This is a genomic window from Labedaea rhizosphaerae (assembly GCF_004362825.1).
In the GTDB taxonomy this organism is placed as follows: Bacteria; Actinomycetota; Actinomycetes; order Mycobacteriales; family Pseudonocardiaceae; genus Labedaea; species Labedaea rhizosphaerae.
In genome coordinates this window covers 661,119-677,786 of the sequence record NZ_SNXZ01000003.1, presented here as the reverse complement: position 1 = coordinate 677,786, position 16,668 = coordinate 661,119, and the positions used below count along the sequence as shown (strand labels likewise).

General features: G+C 71.0%; 19 protein-coding genes. 10 read left to right on the top strand and 9 right to left on the bottom strand.

What is annotated here, in order from left to right; translation table 11 throughout:
• Positions 1-492 precede the first annotated feature (492 nt).
• The 4 genes from rho to prmC all read left to right on the top strand — a co-directional run bounded on the left by rho (position 493) and on the right by prmC (position 4,902).
• Positions 493-2,508: a transcription termination factor Rho gene (gene rho, locus EV186_RS20330; protein WP_133850900.1), complete on the top strand. Its 2,016-nt coding sequence runs from the start codon at positions 493-495 to the stop codon at positions 2,506-2,508.
• Between the two features lie 144 nt (positions 2,509-2,652).
• Positions 2,653-2,871, top strand: a complete 219-nt coding sequence (gene rpmE / locus EV186_RS20325; RefSeq protein WP_133850899.1) for a 50S ribosomal protein L31 — start codon at positions 2,653-2,655, stop codon at positions 2,869-2,871.
• A gap of 78 nt (positions 2,872-2,949) precedes the next feature.
• The gene (gene prfA, locus EV186_RS20320; RefSeq protein WP_133850898.1) at positions 2,950-4,023 is read left to right on the top strand and encodes a peptide chain release factor 1; all 1,074 of its coding nucleotides are present in this window, start codon (positions 2,950-2,952) and stop codon (positions 4,021-4,023) included.
• Between the two features lie 9 nt (positions 4,024-4,032).
• A complete protein-coding gene (gene prmC / locus EV186_RS20315; protein WP_133850897.1) occupies positions 4,033-4,902 on the top strand; it encodes a peptide chain release factor N(5)-glutamine methyltransferase in 870 nt (289 codons plus the stop codon).
• A gap of 3 nt (positions 4,903-4,905) precedes the next feature.
• Here the strand turns inward: prmC and EV186_RS20310 are convergent, their stop codons facing one another.
• On the bottom strand, positions 4,906-5,454 hold the full coding sequence (locus EV186_RS20310; protein WP_133850896.1) for a YceI family protein: 549 nt from the start codon (positions 5,452-5,454) through the stop codon (positions 4,906-4,908).
• Positions 5,451-6,029 carry a dihydrofolate reductase family protein gene (locus tag EV186_RS20305; RefSeq protein WP_133850895.1) on the bottom strand — a complete coding sequence of 193 codons (579 nt, stop codon included), beginning with the start codon at positions 6,027-6,029 and terminating at the stop codon, positions 5,451-5,453. Before EV186_RS20305 ends, EV186_RS20310 begins: the two co-directional genes overlap by 4 nt.
• A gap of 71 nt (positions 6,030-6,100) precedes the next feature.
• Here EV186_RS20305 and EV186_RS20300 point away from each other — a divergent pair, with 71 nt between their 5' ends.
• The gene (locus EV186_RS20300) at positions 6,101-7,165 is read left to right on the top strand and encodes a helix-turn-helix transcriptional regulator (RefSeq protein WP_133850894.1); all 1,065 of its coding nucleotides are present in this window, start codon (positions 6,101-6,103) and stop codon (positions 7,163-7,165) included.
• On the opposite strand, the gene EV186_RS20295 is transcribed toward EV186_RS20300, so the two are convergent.
• A complete protein-coding gene (locus tag EV186_RS20295) occupies positions 7,162-7,923 on the bottom strand; it encodes a hypothetical protein (protein WP_133850893.1) in 762 nt (253 codons plus the stop codon). The two genes, EV186_RS20300 and EV186_RS20295, sit on opposite strands and share 4 nt — an antisense overlap.
• A gap of 123 nt (positions 7,924-8,046) precedes the next feature.
• On the opposite strand from EV186_RS20295, the gene EV186_RS20290 reads away from it, so the two are divergent.
• On the top strand, positions 8,047-8,880 hold the full coding sequence (locus tag EV186_RS20290) for a tetratricopeptide repeat protein (RefSeq protein WP_133850892.1): 834 nt from the start codon (positions 8,047-8,049) through the stop codon (positions 8,878-8,880).
• A gap of 12 nt (positions 8,881-8,892) precedes the next feature.
• Here the strand turns inward: EV186_RS20290 and EV186_RS20285 are convergent, their stop codons facing one another.
• Positions 8,893-9,621, bottom strand: a complete 729-nt coding sequence (locus EV186_RS20285; RefSeq protein WP_243754155.1) for an SDR family NAD(P)-dependent oxidoreductase — start codon at positions 9,619-9,621, stop codon at positions 8,893-8,895.
• 73 nt (positions 9,622-9,694) lie between these two features.
• Here EV186_RS20285 and EV186_RS20280 point away from each other — a divergent pair, with 73 nt between their 5' ends.
• Together EV186_RS20280 and EV186_RS40530 are read left to right on the top strand one after the other, a co-directional pair.
• On the top strand, positions 9,695-10,084 hold the full coding sequence (locus EV186_RS20280) for a winged helix-turn-helix transcriptional regulator (protein WP_133850890.1): 390 nt from the start codon (positions 9,695-9,697) through the stop codon (positions 10,082-10,084).
• A 9-nt stretch (positions 10,085-10,093) separates the two neighbouring features.
• Entirely contained in the window at positions 10,094-10,456 is a 363-nt protein-coding gene (locus EV186_RS40530) for a ClpX C4-type zinc finger protein (RefSeq protein WP_133850889.1), read from the top strand.
• A gap of 60 nt (positions 10,457-10,516) precedes the next feature.
• Here EV186_RS40530 and tsaD read toward each other — a convergent pair whose 3' ends face one another.
• The 5 genes from tsaD to EV186_RS20250 form a co-directional block, all read right to left on the bottom strand.
• On the bottom strand, positions 10,517-11,509 hold the full coding sequence (gene tsaD, locus EV186_RS20270; protein ID WP_133850888.1) for a tRNA (adenosine(37)-N6)-threonylcarbamoyltransferase complex transferase subunit TsaD: 993 nt from the start codon (positions 11,507-11,509) through the stop codon (positions 10,517-10,519).
• Positions 11,506-12,090 carry an L-threonylcarbamoyladenylate synthase gene (locus tag EV186_RS20265; protein ID WP_208115697.1) on the bottom strand — a complete coding sequence of 195 codons (585 nt, stop codon included), beginning with the start codon at positions 12,088-12,090 and terminating at the stop codon, positions 11,506-11,508. The genes tsaD and EV186_RS20265 overlap by 4 nt, the downstream gene beginning before the upstream one ends.
• Positions 12,087-12,737, bottom strand: a complete 651-nt coding sequence (tsaB, locus tag EV186_RS20260; protein ID WP_133850887.1) for a tRNA (adenosine(37)-N6)-threonylcarbamoyltransferase complex dimerization subunit type 1 TsaB — start codon at positions 12,735-12,737, stop codon at positions 12,087-12,089. Before tsaB ends, EV186_RS20265 begins: the two co-directional genes overlap by 4 nt.
• A complete protein-coding gene (tsaE, locus tag EV186_RS20255) occupies positions 12,734-13,219 on the bottom strand; it encodes a tRNA (adenosine(37)-N6)-threonylcarbamoyltransferase complex ATPase subunit type 1 TsaE (RefSeq protein WP_166659243.1) in 486 nt (161 codons plus the stop codon). Before tsaE ends, tsaB begins: the two co-directional genes overlap by 4 nt.
• A gap of 71 nt (positions 13,220-13,290) precedes the next feature.
• Positions 13,291-13,950 carry an L-threonylcarbamoyladenylate synthase gene (locus tag EV186_RS20250; protein ID WP_133850885.1) on the bottom strand — a complete coding sequence of 220 codons (660 nt, stop codon included), beginning with the start codon at positions 13,948-13,950 and terminating at the stop codon, positions 13,291-13,293.
• Between the two features lie 101 nt (positions 13,951-14,051).
• On the opposite strand from EV186_RS20250, the gene EV186_RS20245 reads away from it, so the two are divergent.
• Entirely contained in the window at positions 14,052-15,326 is a 1,275-nt protein-coding gene (locus EV186_RS20245; protein ID WP_133850884.1) for a serine hydroxymethyltransferase, read from the top strand.
• Positions 15,323-16,489, top strand: coding sequence for a glycosyltransferase family 4 protein (locus EV186_RS20240; protein ID WP_133850883.1), 1,167 nt, complete (start codon positions 15,323-15,325; stop codon positions 16,487-16,489). The genes EV186_RS20245 and EV186_RS20240 overlap by 4 nt, the downstream gene beginning before the upstream one ends.
• Positions 16,490-16,668: the final 179 nt, after the last annotated feature.

Below are 16,668 nucleotides of genomic sequence, written 5' to 3'. Positions count from 1 at the left end.
TGCAGGGCAACGGTGTTCGCGTTTTGTACGGCATGGGTCCATCCTGCCACGGGTCGAACGGGTGTTCGATCGCTGGATCGGGTGAAGATGAGGTACGGCGCCGAGGAACAAAGCCGAGGTGGGAATGGTTGTGCATAGTGTCGCCACGCCAAGGGGGCGGTTCTTGCAACCGATCCTGTGGCCGTCTACCCTCGGGGTCGTTCAGTCACCGCGCGCTTCGGGCGCCGGTGTCGTTCCCGGGGATTCTTTTCCGGGTCGCATCCGCTGCTGAGATGTTGGCTCGGCCGCATCGGTCCGAGTCCATGTCGGTGGATCCCGATGGTTGTGGTGACCGAGATGCTCCGTGTAGGCGACCGAGTCGTCCGGCTGGCCAAAACCATGGCCGACGCCGTGACTGGGCTCCGCCAGCGGGCACGTACGCCGTCCCGCGTTCCGCCGGACGGCGGTCCGCTGGGCCGCGTTGGAGGCGCGGACCGGTCAGGAAGGACATTAGTGAGCAACACCGATCTGTTGAGCAGCGACGTCGCTGCCGGAGTCGCTGCGGACCCTGCCGCGGACACCGGTCAGCCGACCACCAACGGTGGTCCCAAGCGACGCGCGGGGCTGTCCGGCATGGTCTTGGCCGAACTGCGGGAACTCGCAGCTCAACTGGGCATTTCCAGCACCACCGGGATGCGCAAGGGCGATCTGATCGCGGCCATCAAGGAGCGTCAAGGCTCCGGCGGCGCGAAGGAGGCCAAGGGCGAGTCGAAGGCGAAGGCCGAGAAGAAGGCCGAGGCCCCGGCGACACTGCCGCTCGACGCGGGCCCGGCCGAGGAGAAGCCCGTCAAGGCCAAGCAGGACAAGGCGAAGGTCGAGCAGGCCGACAAGCCCGTGAAGGCCGAGAAGCCCGCCGAGGACAAGGCCGAGCCGGGCGACAAGGGTGACGGCGAGGACGGCGGTCGGCGCCGGCGCCGCGCGGGACGACCCGCGGGCAGCCCCGAGGCGACCGAGACGACCACCCGCAACCGTCCTGAGCAGGGCGAACGTCAGCAGGGTGAGCGCCAGCAAGGCGAGCGCCAGCAACGCGGCGAGCGCAACAACCGCCAGGACAACAACGGTCGTCAGGACACGCGCCAGGACCGTCAGGACCGTCAGGACAACCGGCCGGATCGCCAGGACCGCCAGGACCGGCAGGACCGTCAGGACAACCGCCGCCAGGACAACCGTCAGCAAGACAACCGCCAGCAGGACAACGGCCCGGACGACGACGATGACGAGCGCGGTGGCCGTCGCGGACGTCGGTTCCGCGACCGCAGGCGCCGTGGTGGCCGTGGCGACGGGGGCGGTAGCAGCGGCGGTGGCGACACCGAGATCCGCGAGGACGACGTCCTGCTGCCGGTCGCCGGTGTGCTGGACGTGCTGGACAACTACGCGTTCGTGCGCACGTCGGGGTACCTCGCCGGCCCGAACGACGTCTACGTCTCGCTCTCGCTGGTGCGCAAGTACGGCCTGCGCCGTGGTGACGCCATCACCGGCCTGGTCCGCCAGCCGCGCGAAGGGGAGCAGCAGCGGCAGAAGTTCAACCCGCTCGTCCGCGTCGAGACCATCAACGGCCTCGACCCCGAGCAGGCCAAGGCGCGTCCCGAGTTCACCAAGCTCACCCCGCTCTACCCCAATGAGCGGCTGCGCCTGGAGACCGAGCCGCACATCCTGACCACCCGCGTCATCGACCTGGTGATGCCGGTCGGCAAGGGGCAGCGCGCGCTCATCGTGTCGCCGCCGAAGGCCGGCAAGACCTCCGTGCTGCAGTCGATCGCGAACGCGATCTCCGTCAACAACCCTGAGGTCTACCTCATGGTGGTGCTGGTGGACGAGCGGCCGGAAGAGGTCACCGACATGCAGCGGTCGGTGAAGGGCGAGGTCATCGCCTCCACCTTCGACCGCCCGCCGTCGGATCACACCAGCGTCGCGGAACTCTCCATCGAGCGCGCGAAGCGCCTGGTGGAGATGGGTCACGACGTGGTCGTGCTGCTCGACTCGATCACCCGCCTCGGCCGCGCCTACAACCTGGCGGCCCCGGCGTCCGGCCGGATCCTCTCCGGTGGTGTCGACTCGACGGCGCTGTTCCCGCCGAAGCGGTTCCTGGGCGCGGCACGCAACATCGAGGACGGCGGCTCGCTGACCATCTTCGCCACGGCGCTGGTGGAAACCGGGTCCGCGGGTGACACGGTGATCTTCGAGGAGTTCAAGGGCACCGGCAACGCCGAGCTCAAGCTCGACCGCAAGATCGCCGACAAGCGGACCTTCCCGGCCGTCGACGTCGATCAGTCGAGCACGCGCAAGGACGAGCTGCTGCTGTCCCCGGACGAGCTCGCGATCACCGTGAAGCTGCGCCGGGTGCTGCACGCCCTGGAGAGCCAGCAGGCCATCGAGCTGCTGCTCACCCAGCTGCGCAAGACGCGGACGAACATCGAATTCCTCATGCAGGTGGCCAAGACCACGCCTGGTCAAGGCAACGACGACTGACGCCGCGATACCGCCTGCCGGGGGAACAAACCCCCGGCAGGCGGTGTTTCAGAAGGCGTCTGGCAAACTGTCGGATCGAATACGGCTCCGGTTCACCCCGGTCACCACTTGGGGACCCGGCGGCCACGACGAGAGGCGATCACAGTGAAGACCGGTATCCACCCCGAGTACGTCACCACCACGGTGACCTGCGGCTGCGGCAACACCTTCGAGACCCGCAGCACGAAGTCTTCGGGCAGCATCCACGTCGAGGTCTGCTCCAACTGCCACCCGTTCTACACGGGCAAGCAGAAGATCATGGACACCGGCGGCCGCGTTGCCCGCTTCGAGGCGCGTTACGGCAAGCGTCAGAAGAACAAGTAGCTACGCCCACGGCGCCCATCCGCGAGTGCGGGTGGGCGCCGTTTGCGTGTCATGGCACGGCAACCGGGAGGTGTGCAGGTGGATTCGGGTGCGCTCGACGCGCTGCTGAGCGAGTACAAGGAGCTCGAGCAGGCCCTCGCCGACCCCGGCGTGCACGCCGACCAGGAGCGGGCTCGCAAGCTGGGCCGCCGCTACGCGCAGCTCACGCCGATCGCCCGCACCGCGACCGAGCTCGACCAGGTGCGCGACGACCTGGCCGCGGCGCGCGAGCTGGGCGGTGAGGACGCGGCGTTCGCGGCCGAGGCCGACGAGCTGGCCGCGCGCGTCCAGCCGCTCGAGGAGCGGCTGACCGAGTTGTTGCTGCCCCGCGACCCGCACGACGCGTCCGACGTGGTGCTCGAGGTCAAGTCCGGCGAGGGCGGCGAGGAGTCCGCGTTGTTCGCGGGCGACCTGGTGCGCATGTACCTGCGCTACGCCGAGCGCCACGGCTGGCACGCGGAGATCCTGGACGCCACCGACTCCGACCTCGGCGGCTTCAAGGAGGCCACCGTCGCGATCAAGGCCAAGCACGTCGAAGGGCCGGAGGGCGTCTGGGCGCGGCTGAAGTACGAGGGCGGCGTGCACCGCGTGCAGCGGGTGCCGGTGACCGAGTCGCAGGGCCGCATCCACACGTCGGCGGCCGGCGTGCTGGTCTACCCCGAGGTCGAGGACGTCGAGATCGAGATCGACGAGAAGGACCTGCGCATCGACGTGTTCCGCTCGTCGGGCAAGGGCGGGCAAAGCGTGAACACCACCGACTCGGCCGTGCGGATCACGCACCTGCCGACCGGGATCGTGGTGTCGTGCCAGAACGAGCGCTCGCAGCTGCAGAACAAGACGCGCGCCATGCAGGTGCTGCAGGCCCGGTTGCAGGCCGCGGCCGAGGAGAAGGCGTCGCAGGAGGCCTCGCAGGCGCGGGCCTCGCAGGTGCGGACGGTGGACCGCTCCGAGCGGGTGCGCACGTACAACTTCCCGGAGAACCGGATCTCCGATCACCGGGTGAACTTCAAGGCCTACAACCTCGACCAGGTCCTCGACGGCGACCTGGACGCGGTGCTGGACGCGCTCGCCGCCGCCGACCGGGCCGAACGCCTGGCCGGCACCTCCGCATAAGCTTCGCCCATGACCCGACAGCCGTTGCGCCTGGCGATCCTCGAGGGCGAGCGGATCCTCGCGGCCGCGGGCGTGGCGTCGCCGCGCACGGACGCCGAGCTGATCGCCGCGCACGTGCTCGGCGTCGAGCGGACCCGGCTGCCGCTCGTGCCGCTGGTGGACCCGCCGGTGGTCGACGCGATCGGGCAGCTGGTCACCCAGCGGGCCAAGCGGATCCCGTTGCAGCACCTGCTCGGCTGGGCCCAGCTGGGGCCGGTGACGCTGGCCGTCGGGCCGGGGGTCTTCGTGCCCCGGCCGGAGACGGAACTGTTGCTGGACTGGGGTTTGCGGGCGATCAAGACGTTGTCCGAGCCGACCGTGATCGACCTGTGCACGGGCTCCGGTGCGCTCGCGCTGGCCGTGGCCAACGCCCGCCCGGACGCCGTTGTGTACGGAGTGGACAACGACGCGCCGGCGCTGTCCTGGGCCCGGCGCAACGCCGATCTGCGGGCGCAGGCCGGTGACACGCCGATCACGCTCTACTCCGGCGACGTGGCCGACCCGACGCTGCTGACCGAACTGGACGGCCGGGTCGATCTCGTCCTGTGCAACCCGCCGTACGTGCCCGACCACACGGTCGTGCCGCCGGAGGTGGCCGACCACGACCCGCCCCAGGCGGTGTTCAGCGGCCACGACGGGCTGGCGACCATCCGCCACGTGGTCACGCTGGCGGCCCGGCTGCTGCGGCCCGAGGGCTGGATGGGCATCGAGCACGACGACTCGCAGGGCAAGTCCGTGCCCGCGTTGCTGTCGCTGCGCCGGGTGCTGAGCGACGTGGAGGACCACGCGGACCTGGCGGGCCGGCCGCGCTTCGTCACCGCCCGGCGCCGCCCGCTCTAGCGGTTACGCACCGAGCGCGGCCTGGACGTCCAGCTGGACGGTGATCTTGTCGCCGACGACGATCTTCTGGCCTTCGAGGCCGGTGGCGCCGACGCCGTAGTCCGAGCGCAGGATCGTCGTGGTGGCCGACAGGCCGATCCGCTGCTCGCCCATCAACCCGGTCTCGTCGAGGCCGAGGAACTCCACCGCCAGGACGACGTCGCGGGTGACGCCGCGGATGGTCAGCCGGCCCCGCAGCTCCCACTGGTCGTCCCCGCCCGCGAGGCCGGTGCTCTCGAAGGTCATGTCGGGGAACTGCGCGACGTCGAAGAAGTTGGCCGAGCGCAGGTCGTCGTCGCGCATGGGGTTGCCGGTGTTCACCGACGCCATGGCGATCGTCGCGGTCGCGGTGCAGCCGTCCGCCTGTTCGGCGGTCGTGACCTGGCCGGAGAACTCCTCGAACCGGCCACGCACCCTGCCCATCAGGTGGCGGACCGAGAAGCCGACGGAACTGTGCGCCGGGTCGATCGTCCAGGTGCCTGCGGGAACGTCGACGGTCAGGGCGGCGGTCATTTCTCCTCCGAGTGGATCACGCGGTAACGCAGGTGGGTGACGCCCGGCCCCTCCAGCACGCGAACCGGTTCCAGTTCCACGCGGCCGAACACCTCCGGGTCGAAGAGCCGCCGCCCGGCCCCGAGCAGGACGGGCACGACGTGCAGCTCGAGCTCGTCGAGCTCGCCCGCCGCGAGCAAGGACTGCGCCGCGGCCGCGCCGTGGACCATCACGGCGCGCTCGCCCGCGGAGGCCCGGGCCGCAGCCGCGCACTCGTGGACGTCGGTGTGGAACGTCGTGCGCCCGCCGGCCGGCACGTCGTCCGGGTCGGCGTGGTGGGTCAGCACGTGGATGGCCACGCCGTCGTGGTGATCGCCGTGCCAGCGGTTCGCCAGCTCGAACGTGCGGCGCCCCGACAGCATCGCGCCGGTGGCCATGGCCTCGCGGTACACCTGCCCGTTGACCCCGTCGGACATCCGGTCGTCGAGCCAGTCGAAGAGCCGGAAGCCGTGCACGCCGAGCTCCTGGCCGGGCCGGTCGTCCGGTCCGGCGACGTAGCCGTCGACGGACACCGTCATGTAGAGCCTGATCGTCATGGGCACAGCATCATCGCGACCGGGTCGTCGCGGGTATCCCACTTTTCTGGGGGAGCGCGTTATGTTGAGCCATGGCTTCGGCCCTGGGGATGCACGAACGGCTTCACGACACCATGACGCGCCTGGTCCACCGCGGGCTCGGCGTCGAGGACTACTGGCGCGCGATGAGCGCCGCGCTCGACGCGGCGGTGCCCTCCGAGGGCTCGTGCCTGATGACGATGGACCCGGCCACCATGCTGCCGACCGCCGAATTCGTCGAGAACGGGATGCCCGCGGACGCGATCAGCAGGCTCGTCGAGATCGAGCTGCGGGAACCGGACTACACCAAGTGGGTCGACATGGCACGCCTCGGCCAGACCGCGGCGAGCCTGAGCGGCGTCACGGTGGGGGACCTCGACCTGAGCCGGCGGCACCGGGAGGTCCGTCGCCCCGAGGGCTATGCCGACGAGCTGCGCGTCGTCCTGTCCAGCAGCACGGGCACCTGGGGTGCGCTGACCGTGTTCCGCGAACTGGACCGCCCGTACTTCACCGCGGCCGAGGTCAGGCTCGTCACCTCGCTGACCGGGTTGATCTCCGACGGGCTGCGCCGGTCGTTGCTGCTCGACGACGCCCGCGCCGACCGCGACGACGCCGGAATCCTCGTGCTCAACCCCGACGACGAGATCGACATGGTCAACCTGGCCGCCCAGCAGTGGGTCGACGAGCTCGGCACCGGCACGCGCGCGGGCACCAAGCTGCCGCTGGTGATCCGTGCGGTCGCGCGCCAGGCCCGGGCCGTCGGCAACCACCAGACGACCGGCCCGGCCCGCGCGCGGGTGCGCACCCGGACCGGGCGCTGGGTGATCGTCCGGGGCTCGCTCATGGGCGAGACGTCGGTGGCGGTGCTGCTCGAGGCGGCCCGGCCGGCGGAGCTGGCGCCGCTGCTCGCCGACGCGTACGGCCTGACCCGCCAGGAGCGCCGGGTCACCGAACTCGTCGCCCGCGGCTTGCCGACCCGTCAGATCGCCAACGAGCTGCGGATGTCCACGTACACCGTGCAGGACCACCTCAAGTCGATCTTCGCCAAGACCGGCACCGGATCCCGCGGCGACCTCGTCGCCCGGCTCTTCTTCGACCAGCGAGCAACCGCGCTTTAAGGCCGGGCAGCGGCCACCATCTGGTCGTAGACCGCCGACATCCGGGACCAGTCGCGCTCGGGACCGGACACCAGCACGAAGTACTCGACGCCCTTGACCCGCCAGTACAGCGACTTCGCGTGCTGGGTGCCGCCCGGGCCGGTGAACCGGAACTCCCAGACGACGGCGTCGGCCTCGCGGAAGGTCGCGTCCAGCAGCGCCACGCGGTGGTAGCCGTCGCTGCGGGCGGCGTAGCTCGCCTCGTACATCAGGTGGGTGGCCAGCATGTCGCTGCCGTCGATCGCCGACCCGCCGTACTTCACGTAGCGCTGGCTGTTCGACGGGTCGACGGCGATCTCGGCGCCGGGACCGGTGCTGCGTGCCTGCGCCCAGCCGTCCGGCACGACCGTGCGCAGGCCGGCAGGCCCGGTGACGTGGTCGTACGCGGACCTGGCGTGGGTCTGCGTCGGCTTGGGCGTCGTCGTGTGCGGCTGGGTACGCGGCGGCTGCGTCGTGACCCGGGTGGTGACCGTGGTGGGGCTCGGGGTCGTGGTCCTGGTGTGCGTGCGGGGCAGGGTCTGCGGGTCGTTGGTCACCGTGATCGTGTCGGTGTACTGCGCGAACGCGCCCGCCGGCGGCCCGGCCTGAGCGTCCGCGGCGCTGATCCGCTGGCCCGCGACGAGCAGCGCGGTGCCGGTGATCGCGGTGATCACGACGTACGCGCCGGCCACCGCGAACCCGACCCAGCGAGAGGTCGGCTGGCGAAACCGTCCGCCCATGCTCTACTCACCCCGACTAGTTGGCGTCGGGGCTACTCTATTCCGGTCATCAACCAAGATCGGTAGGTGTCGTAGGGCCCGGGTATGGCCGGCGACGCTAGCGTTGCGCGTCGAGGTGATCCCATGCTGCGTTCCTGGCAGGACGTCGTGGCCAAGTGGCAACTGGTGCCACGGGCGGCGTCGAAGGCTGCCCAGGAAGGCCCCTGCGAGGCCGACAAGGTGTTCGGCGAGGCGCTCGACGCGCTGGAGGACGGGCGGCTCGACGAGGCGCTGCGCCAGTTCGAGGCGGCGGCGCAGCTGCGCGACCACCACCTCGACCAGATCGGCATCGGCGACGTCTACCTGGCCCGCGGCGGCCTGCGGCTCGCGCTGGTGCACTACCGCAAGGCCGTGGAAGCCGCGCCGACCGACGAGCTGACGGTGATCGCCGTGTCCCAGCTGCGGGTGGCGGCGGGGGAGGCGGCCTCGGCCGTGGACGAGCTGGAGAAGCTCGTCGCGGCCCACCCCGACGACCCGGTCGCCCGCTACTACCTGGCCAGCACCCTGTACTCGGTGACCGAGCAGGTGCGCAGCCAGACCGGCGACGAACGCCTGGTGATGACCACCGAGCGCCAGCTCGCGATCTGCACGCACGCCGCCGAGCGCATCCTGCAGCTCCACGTGGACGACCGCGAACTGAACCGCGGTGCGCGGCTGCTGCAGGCCGAGATCGCGGCGCTGCGGCGCTGGACGTGGATCCGGCCGGTGGTGGCCGAGGCGCTCGCCATCGTGATCGTGGTGTGCGGGGTGGCGGGTGCGATCGCGGGCGGGATGACCGGGTCGGTGCCGGTGGTGGTGCTCAGCGTGCTGGCCGGTGGCGGGCTGTTGTTCGCGGTCGTGCAGCGGTTCCGCCGGCAGGTGTGGCGGTTGCAGGCCGAGCTCACCGAGGACTCGATCGCGAAGCCCGGTGTCGAGTAGCAGTGGAGTAGCTCACGCCGTCAGGGCGTTGAACACGGCCTCGGCCTGATCGCGTTCGACGGTGAGCCGCCACGCCGCCTCGGCGATCTCTTCGGGGTCGAGCTCCGGGAGGGTCATCGCCTCGGGAGCGGCGGCGACCGCGTGCCGGTGGATGTCGCCGCCACGGATGAGCCCGCCCAGCACCAGCGCGGCGACGTGCACGCCGTCGTCGGCCAGCGACGTGTGCAGGGTGAGGGCCCAGGTCCGCAGGGCCGCGCTGGTCGGCGCGAAGGCGCCGAGCATGGGCAGCGGCACGACGCTGGCGAGGCCGGTGGCGAACAACAGCGAGCCCGACCGGCGCTGCCGCATCCCGGGTGCGACCAGTTCGGTCACGGCCACCGCGGGCAACAGCATGGCGCGCAGGGCGGCTTCGACGTCGGCCACCGTGGTCTCCTCGATGGGAGCGGGACGCGCGGTCGGGTCGGCGGCGCCGGGTCCGTAGTAGACGGTCTCGATCGGCCCGAACCGATCGGTCGCGCGGGCGACGACGTCGGCGATCGCGGTCAGGTCGTGCAGGTCGGCGGCGATGGCCATCGCGTCGATGCCCGCCGCGGTCAGCTGCCGCACGTAGCCGGCGTGGCGGTTCGCGGAGCGCGACACCAGGACGACGGGCTGCCCGGCCCGCCCGAACCGGCGCGCGACGGCCATGCCGAGCCCGGGGCCTGCGCCGAGGACGAGAACGGGTCCATTGTTGGGGGACAAAGGGTTGCTCCTGTGCTCGGGGTGTTTCTGCCAGCCTTGCGGGTGGACCCCCGGCCGGAAAGAAGGCAGTTTCATGTCAGATGGGAACACCGGTGTGCCCTCGGTGCTCGCGATCCCGTTGCCCGCGGTGATGCCGGTCGTCGACTATGACCTCTGCCCGGTGGCCCGGGTCTTCCGGCGGCTCGGCGAGCGGTGGACGCTGGGCGTGCTCGTTCTGCTCGGTCAAGGCAAGCACCGGTTCAACGAGTTGAACCGCCGCATCGACGGGATCAGCCAGCGCATGCTCACCCGCACGCTGCGCACGCTCGAGTCCGACGGCCTGGTGACGCGGACCGTGCTCGCCACGACGCCGCCGAGCGTCGAGTACGCGTTGAGCGAGGCGGGGCGGTCGTTGCTGGGGCCGATCTCGGCCATCGCGGACTGGGCGACCGAAGGGGTTGTCAGGGAATCCCTGACGTCCTAGTGTCAGGGCATGCCTGACACCAAGAGCCAGCTGTGCTGTTCGTTCTGCGCCAAGCCCGCCGACCAGGTCAACAAGCTGATCGCCGGGCCCGGCACCTACATCTGCGACGGCTGCGTGCGCCTGTGCAACGACATCCTCGACCAGGAAGGGGCCGACCCGCAGGAGACGGACCTGTCCGTGTGGGAGAAGCAGTCCGATGAGGAACTGCTCGACACGCTGCCCCGCATGGCGTTCGTGAGCGCGCAGCTCGACGGGCGGGTGCAGAGCCTGGTCAACCTCCTGCGCACGCGTGGTGTCGCCTGGGCCCGCATCGGCGAGGCCATGGGCATCACGCGCCAGTCGGCCTGGGAACGCTTCGCCGGCGAGAAGTGACGGCTGGTGCCCCGTCGCAGAAGGGCTGAACCTTCTGCGACGAGGCACCAGGCGCAGCGCCTAGTACTGCTCGATGGTCAGCGACGTCTGCGGGCGCAGCGGCGCCGTGAACCCGGCCGCCAGGTAGTCCCACGTGGCCAGGCCGATCATCGCGCCGTTGTCCGTGGACCACTTCAGCGGCGGCAGGCAGAGCTCCACACCGAGGTCCTCGCACAACGCCGCCGCCTCGGCCCGCAGTTGCGGGCTCGCCGCGACCCCGCCGACGATCACCAGCGACTGGGCGGGCGAGTCGGTCAACGCCGTGCGGCACTTGGCGAGCAGCACCTCGAGGCAAGCGGCCACGAACGACGCCGCCACGTCCTCGTGCGGCGTCTGCGGGTTGGCCGCGAGGTAGCGCGAAACCGCCGACTTCAGGCCGGAGAACGAGAAGTCCAGCCCGTCGTGCAGCATCGGGCGCGGGAACGGGATCGACGGCGTGCCGGTCTTGGCCATCCGGTCGATCACCGGGCCGCCCGGGTAGCCGAGGCCGAGCATCCGCGCGACCTTGTCGTAGGCCTCGCCGACGGAGTCGTCCTTGGTGGTGCCGATCAGCTTGATCTCGCCGGGCGAGCTCATCCGGGCCAGCAGCGTGTGCCCGCCGGACACCAGCAGGATCAGCGCGGGGTAGTCCACGCGCTTCTCCTCCAGGTCCGCGCTGCGCAGATGCCCGCGCAGGTGGTTCACGCCGACGACCGGCACGCCCCAGCCCTGCCCGAGCCCGGTCGCGGTGTCGAGGCCGACCATCAGCGACCCGATCAGGCCCGGCCCGCGCGTCACGCCGATCGCCCGCAGGTCCTGCGGCCGCACGCCCGAGTCCTCCAGCACCATCCGCACCGTGGGCAGGATCTTGTCCACGTGCGCGCGGCTCGCGACCTCGGGGTACACGCCGCCGTAGCGGTTGTGGATCTCGGTCTGCGACGCCACCGCCGACGCGACGACCTGGCCGTCCCGAGACACCAGCGCGACCGCCGTGTCGTCGCAGGACGTCTCGATGCCCAAGACCAGTTCGGTCATAGCAGGGCCTCCTCGATCTGCTGGGCGGAGAGCACGCCTTCGCGTTCGATGCGCGGTTCCGGCAGGTTGCAGTTGACCAAAGTGGACGGAACGACCGGCCGTTTTCCGTCGTCCACCACGATGTCCGGCTCACCGGCGAGCTGCTCGAGGATCTCGGGCACCGTCTCCGGGGTGTCGTTGCCGTGCGCGTTGGCGCTGGTGACCAGCAGCGGGCCGGTCAGCGCGAGCACGTCGAGCATCAGCTGCTCGGCCGGGATCCGCACGCCGATCTCGACGCGTCCGTCCAACCAGAACGGTGCCCGGTCGCCGAGTCCCAACGCGACGGTCAGCGGACCGGGGGCGAAGGCGGCGAGCAGCTTCGCCGCCTGCGGGGTCACCAGGGCGCCCAGCAACGAGATCTGGTCGACCGAGCCGACCATGATCGGCAGGTTCCTGGTGCGCGGCCGGGCTTTCAGCGCGAAGAGCCGGTCCACCGCGGCGTCGTGCTCGGGGTGCACGGCCAGGCCGTACACGGTGTCGGTCGGCAGCAACGCGACGCCGCCGTCGCGCAGGGTCTTGGCGATCAGCGCCGGGTCGGTCATTGGAACACCGCCGAGGAATCCGTGATGGGCGTGGCGAACGCGGCCCGCGGCAAGTCCGCGGACGTCGCTGTGGTCACGAGGTCGTGCAGGGTCAGCACCGACGACGTGTCGATGCCGCTGTCCTTGACCGCCGCGTCCGGCAGCAGCGTGCGCACCTGCTCGCGGAACACGCCCGCGCAGTACAACGAGGGCAGCGACCCGGCGAGCTCGCGGACGACGGCGTCCAACTGCCCGTGGCGCAGCACCGGTTCGGCGTCCGCGCGGAACAACCCGGCGTAGGCGTTGCCGGTGCCCGCGTTGCGCAGCACCAGCACCGGCTCGTCCAGTTCCGGCGAGACTTCCCTTGCCAGCAACGTCAATGCGTCGACGGACACGACTTCGGCGCCGACGCTGAACGCGAGCCCGTTGACGTAGGCGACGCCCGCGCGCACGGAGGTCAGGTTGCCCGGCCCGGCGTCGACGGCCAGCAGGCCGAGGTCGGTGAACGCGCGACCGGCGTCGGTGAGCACGGTCTCGGCGAGCGCGCCGATGCTCGCGAACGCCGGGTCGTCGCGCCGCACGGTGCGGTGGGCGTGGACCTCGCGGCCGGTGAAGACGGCGACCCCGTAGGTCACCGTGGTCGACTCGACGGCCATCCCCAGCGTCATGAGCGCGCTCCCGCGAGTTCGTCGCGCAGCGCCGCGAGGTCGTCGGCCCAGCGGCCGGCGCCGGTGAACGTGATGTCGCGGTCCTCGGGGCCGGACGCGGCGACGGTGAGGCCGACGGTCAACGGCTCGGGGAACTCGGCGGCCACCAGCTCGCCCCACTCGATCAGGCTGATCGACGTGTCGACGAAGTCGGCGAGCCCGAGGTCGCGGTACTCGGCCAGGTCGTCGATGCGGTAGGTGTCGACGTGCAGCAGCTTCGTCGTCGGGGTGTCGTAGAACTGCGCGAGCGTGAACGTCGGACTGGTCACCACGTCGGTGGCGCCCATGGCCTCGGCGACCGCCTTGACGAAGGTGGTCTTGCCGGAAGCGAGGTCGCCGGTCAGCAACACGACGTCGCCGGGCCGCAGCCGCCCCGCGAGCCGCGCCGCCACCCGCGCGGTGCCGTCCGCGCCGTGCACGCTGACGACGAACGATTCAGTCATGGCAAACAATGCTACGACCTGCCTCGATCGCGTCGACATCGGCTGGAAGGCGATCGAGCCGGAGCGCGGAGCTACGACCCTGCACTGATGTCCCAGCCGAGCACCTCGGACAGTTGAGCCGCGGTGATCGGGCCCTCCCGCAGCAGCCGCGGTTCGGTGCCGGTGATGTCGACGACGGTCGACGTGCCCTCGCCGGTGAGCTCACCGGCATCGAGGTAGACCGACACCGTGTCGCCGAGCTGTTCGCGGGCCTGCTGGCACGTCGCGGTCGGCCCGGTCACCCCGGAGCCCGAGTGCGACGCCATCGACACGGCCATCGGCCCGACCTCGCGCAGCAGTTCCAGCGCGACGGGGTGCAACGGCATCCGCACGGTCACCGTGCCGCGGGCGTTGCCGAGGTCCCACGCGAGGCTCGGCGCCTGCGGCAGCACCATCGAGAGGCTGCCCGGCCAGAACGCCTCCATCAGCAGCCGCGCGGTCGGCGGCATCGAGAGCACCAGCCCGTCGACGGTGGCCCACGACCCGATCAGCACGCCGACGGGCGTGCCCGCGGGCCTGCCCTTGGCATTGAGCAGCGAGTGCACCGCGGAGCCCGAGAACGCGTCGCAGCCGATGCCGTAGACGGTGTCGGTCGGGAACACCACCAACCGCCCGGAGCGGACCGTCCCTGCGGCCGCCGCGAGGCCGTCGAGGCGGGAGTCCTGGGCGCGGCAGTCGAAGACCGTGGTCACGCACGGCATCCTGGCATGCCGTGCGGGTCGCGGATCAGCGGGACCGCAACGGGACTACGCTGCACGGCACAGCAGCCGGAGTCCGTGAAGGAGCGACCACCGTGCCGACGCCGTTCTGGGGGCCGGACTTCGCCGCCCTCGAGAAGGCGGATCCGGAGATCGCCGAGGTCGTGCTCGGCGAGCTGAGCCGGTTGCGTGGCGGGCTGCAGCTGATCGCGAGCGAGAACCTGACCAGCCCCGCGGTGCTGGCCGCGCTGGGCTCGACGCTGTCGAACAAGTACGCCGAGGGATACCCGGGACGGCGTTACTACGGCGGCTGCGACCAGGTCGACGTCGCCGAGGAACTGGCGATCCAGCGGGCGAAGGACCTGTTCGACGCCGAGCACGCCAACCTGCAGCCGCATTCGGGTGCGAGCGCGAACCTGGCCGCCTACGCGGCCTTTTGCGAGCCTGGCGACGTAGTACTGGCCATGGACCTGAAACAGGGCGGCCACCTCACGCACGGCTCGAAGGTGAGCTTTTCCGGCGCGTGGTTCGAGCCGGTGCCCTACGGGGTGCGCGAGGACACCGAGCTGATCGACTACGACCAGGTGCGCGACCTGGCGCTGGCGCACCAGCCGCGGATGATCATCGCCGGTGCGACGGCGTACCCGCGGCTGCTGGACTTCGCCGCGTTCCGGCAGATCGCCGACGAGGTCGGCGCGATCCTCATGGTCGACGCCGCGCACTTCATCGGCCTCGTCGCGGGCGGGGTGATCCCGTCGCCGGTGCCGCACGCCGACGTCGTCACCTTCACCACGCACAAGGTGCTGCGCGGCCCGCGCGGCGGCGGCATCGTCTGCCGCGAGCAGCACGCCAAGGCGCTCGACCGCGCGGTTTTCCCGTTCACGCAAGGCGGACCGCTCATGCACGCGATCGCGGCCAAGGCTGTCGCGCTGCGCGAGGCGTCGACGCCCGAGTACGCCGACTACGCCGCACGCGTCGTGCGCAACGCCACCGCCCTGGCCGAAGGCCTTGCCGCACAAGGGATGCGGCCGGTCTCCGGGGGCACCGACACGCACCTCGCGCTGCTGGACCTGCGTGAGCTGGGCATCACCGGCGCCGACGCGGAGGCACGCGCCGGCAAGGCCGGCATCACGCTGAACAAGAACGCGATCCCGTTCGACCCGGCGCCGCCGTCGGTGGCCTCGGGCATCCGGGTCGGCTCGGCGTGCGTCACGACCCAGGGCATGGGCGAGCGGGAGATGACCGTGATCGCCGAGCTGATCGGCGCGGCGGTGCGGGGCGAGAACGAGGCCGCCGAGGCCGCCGATGCCGTCGCGGCCGTCGGCGACCGGGTGCGCGCGCTGGCCGAGAACTTCCCGGCGTACCCGTGAACCCGGCCAACCCGCTCCCCGCGACCGCGATCGGCGAGGGCCTGCCGGTACGCGAGTACCTGCTCGTCGCGCTGATCACCGCGGCGCTGACCTACCTGCTGACCGGCCCGGTCCGACTGTTGGCCATCCGCATCGGCGCGGTCGCGTACCCGCGCACCCGCGACGTGCACGTGGTGCCGATGCCGCGCATGGGCGGGCTGGCCATGTACCTCGGCGTGTGCGGCGGCATGCTCGTCGCCCACCAGCTGCCGGTGCTGCGCCGGGCGTTCGACTACACCCTCGACCCGGTCGCCGTGCTCATCGGCGGCGGCATGGTCGTGATCATCGGCATGCTCGACGACCGGTTCGAGCTGGACTCGATCACCAAGCTCGCCGGGCAGACGTCCTCGGCCGGCGTGCTGGTCCTGCTCGGCCTGCAGTGGTTCCTGTTCTGGGTGCCGTGGGGCGGGGACAACGGCAGCCTCGGTTCGCTGCTCTCGCTGGACCAGAACCAGGGTGGCCTGCTCACCGTGCTGCTCGTCGTCACGATGATCAACGCGATGAACTTCGTGGACGGCCTGGACGGTCTGGCCGCCGGGATCGGGTTGATCGCCGCCATCGCCACGTGCGCGTTCGCCTTGAACCTGCTCTCGGAGTCCGGCGGCGACGTGCTGACCTACCCGCCCGCGCTGATCGCGGCGACGCTCGCCGGCGCGTGCCTGGGCTTCCTGCCGCACAACTTCCAGCCCGCGCGGATCTTCATGGGCGACTCGGGCTCGATGCTGATCGGGTTGATGCTCGCCGCGTCCAGCACGTCCGCGTCCGGCCGGGTCAGCTACACCCAGTTCGGCGCGAAGGACACGCTCGCGCTGCTGTCGCCGTTGCTGGTGGTGGCCGCCGTGTTGTTCGTCCCATTGCTGGACCTTCTGATGGCCATCGTCCGGCGCACGCGGCGCGGTGAGTCGCCGTTCAGCGCCGACAAGATGCACCTGCACCACCGGTTGCTGGAGATCGGGCACTCGCAGCGGCGTGCGGTGCTGCTCATCTACTTGTGGGCCGCGGTCCTGGCGTTCGGCGCGGTCGCCCTGACGCTCTTCGACGTGCTCGTGGTGGTGTGGGGGATCGGCGTCGGGTTGCTGGTGGCCCTGCTGGTTTCCGCCATTCCCCGGCTGCGGGCCCGGTGACCCCGGCGCACGGTCACCGTACGACCGTACGGTAGAGTTTCGCGGTGTCCGGATCACCCGGATTCGGACGTGCGCGGCGGTTGCCGGAGTGCACCACTCGTTCACCGGCAATTCACCACGCATCCGCAGGTCAGGCCCTTGCAAAGGGTCGGTTAACCCTGTGGTAGCGTGCGCGCATT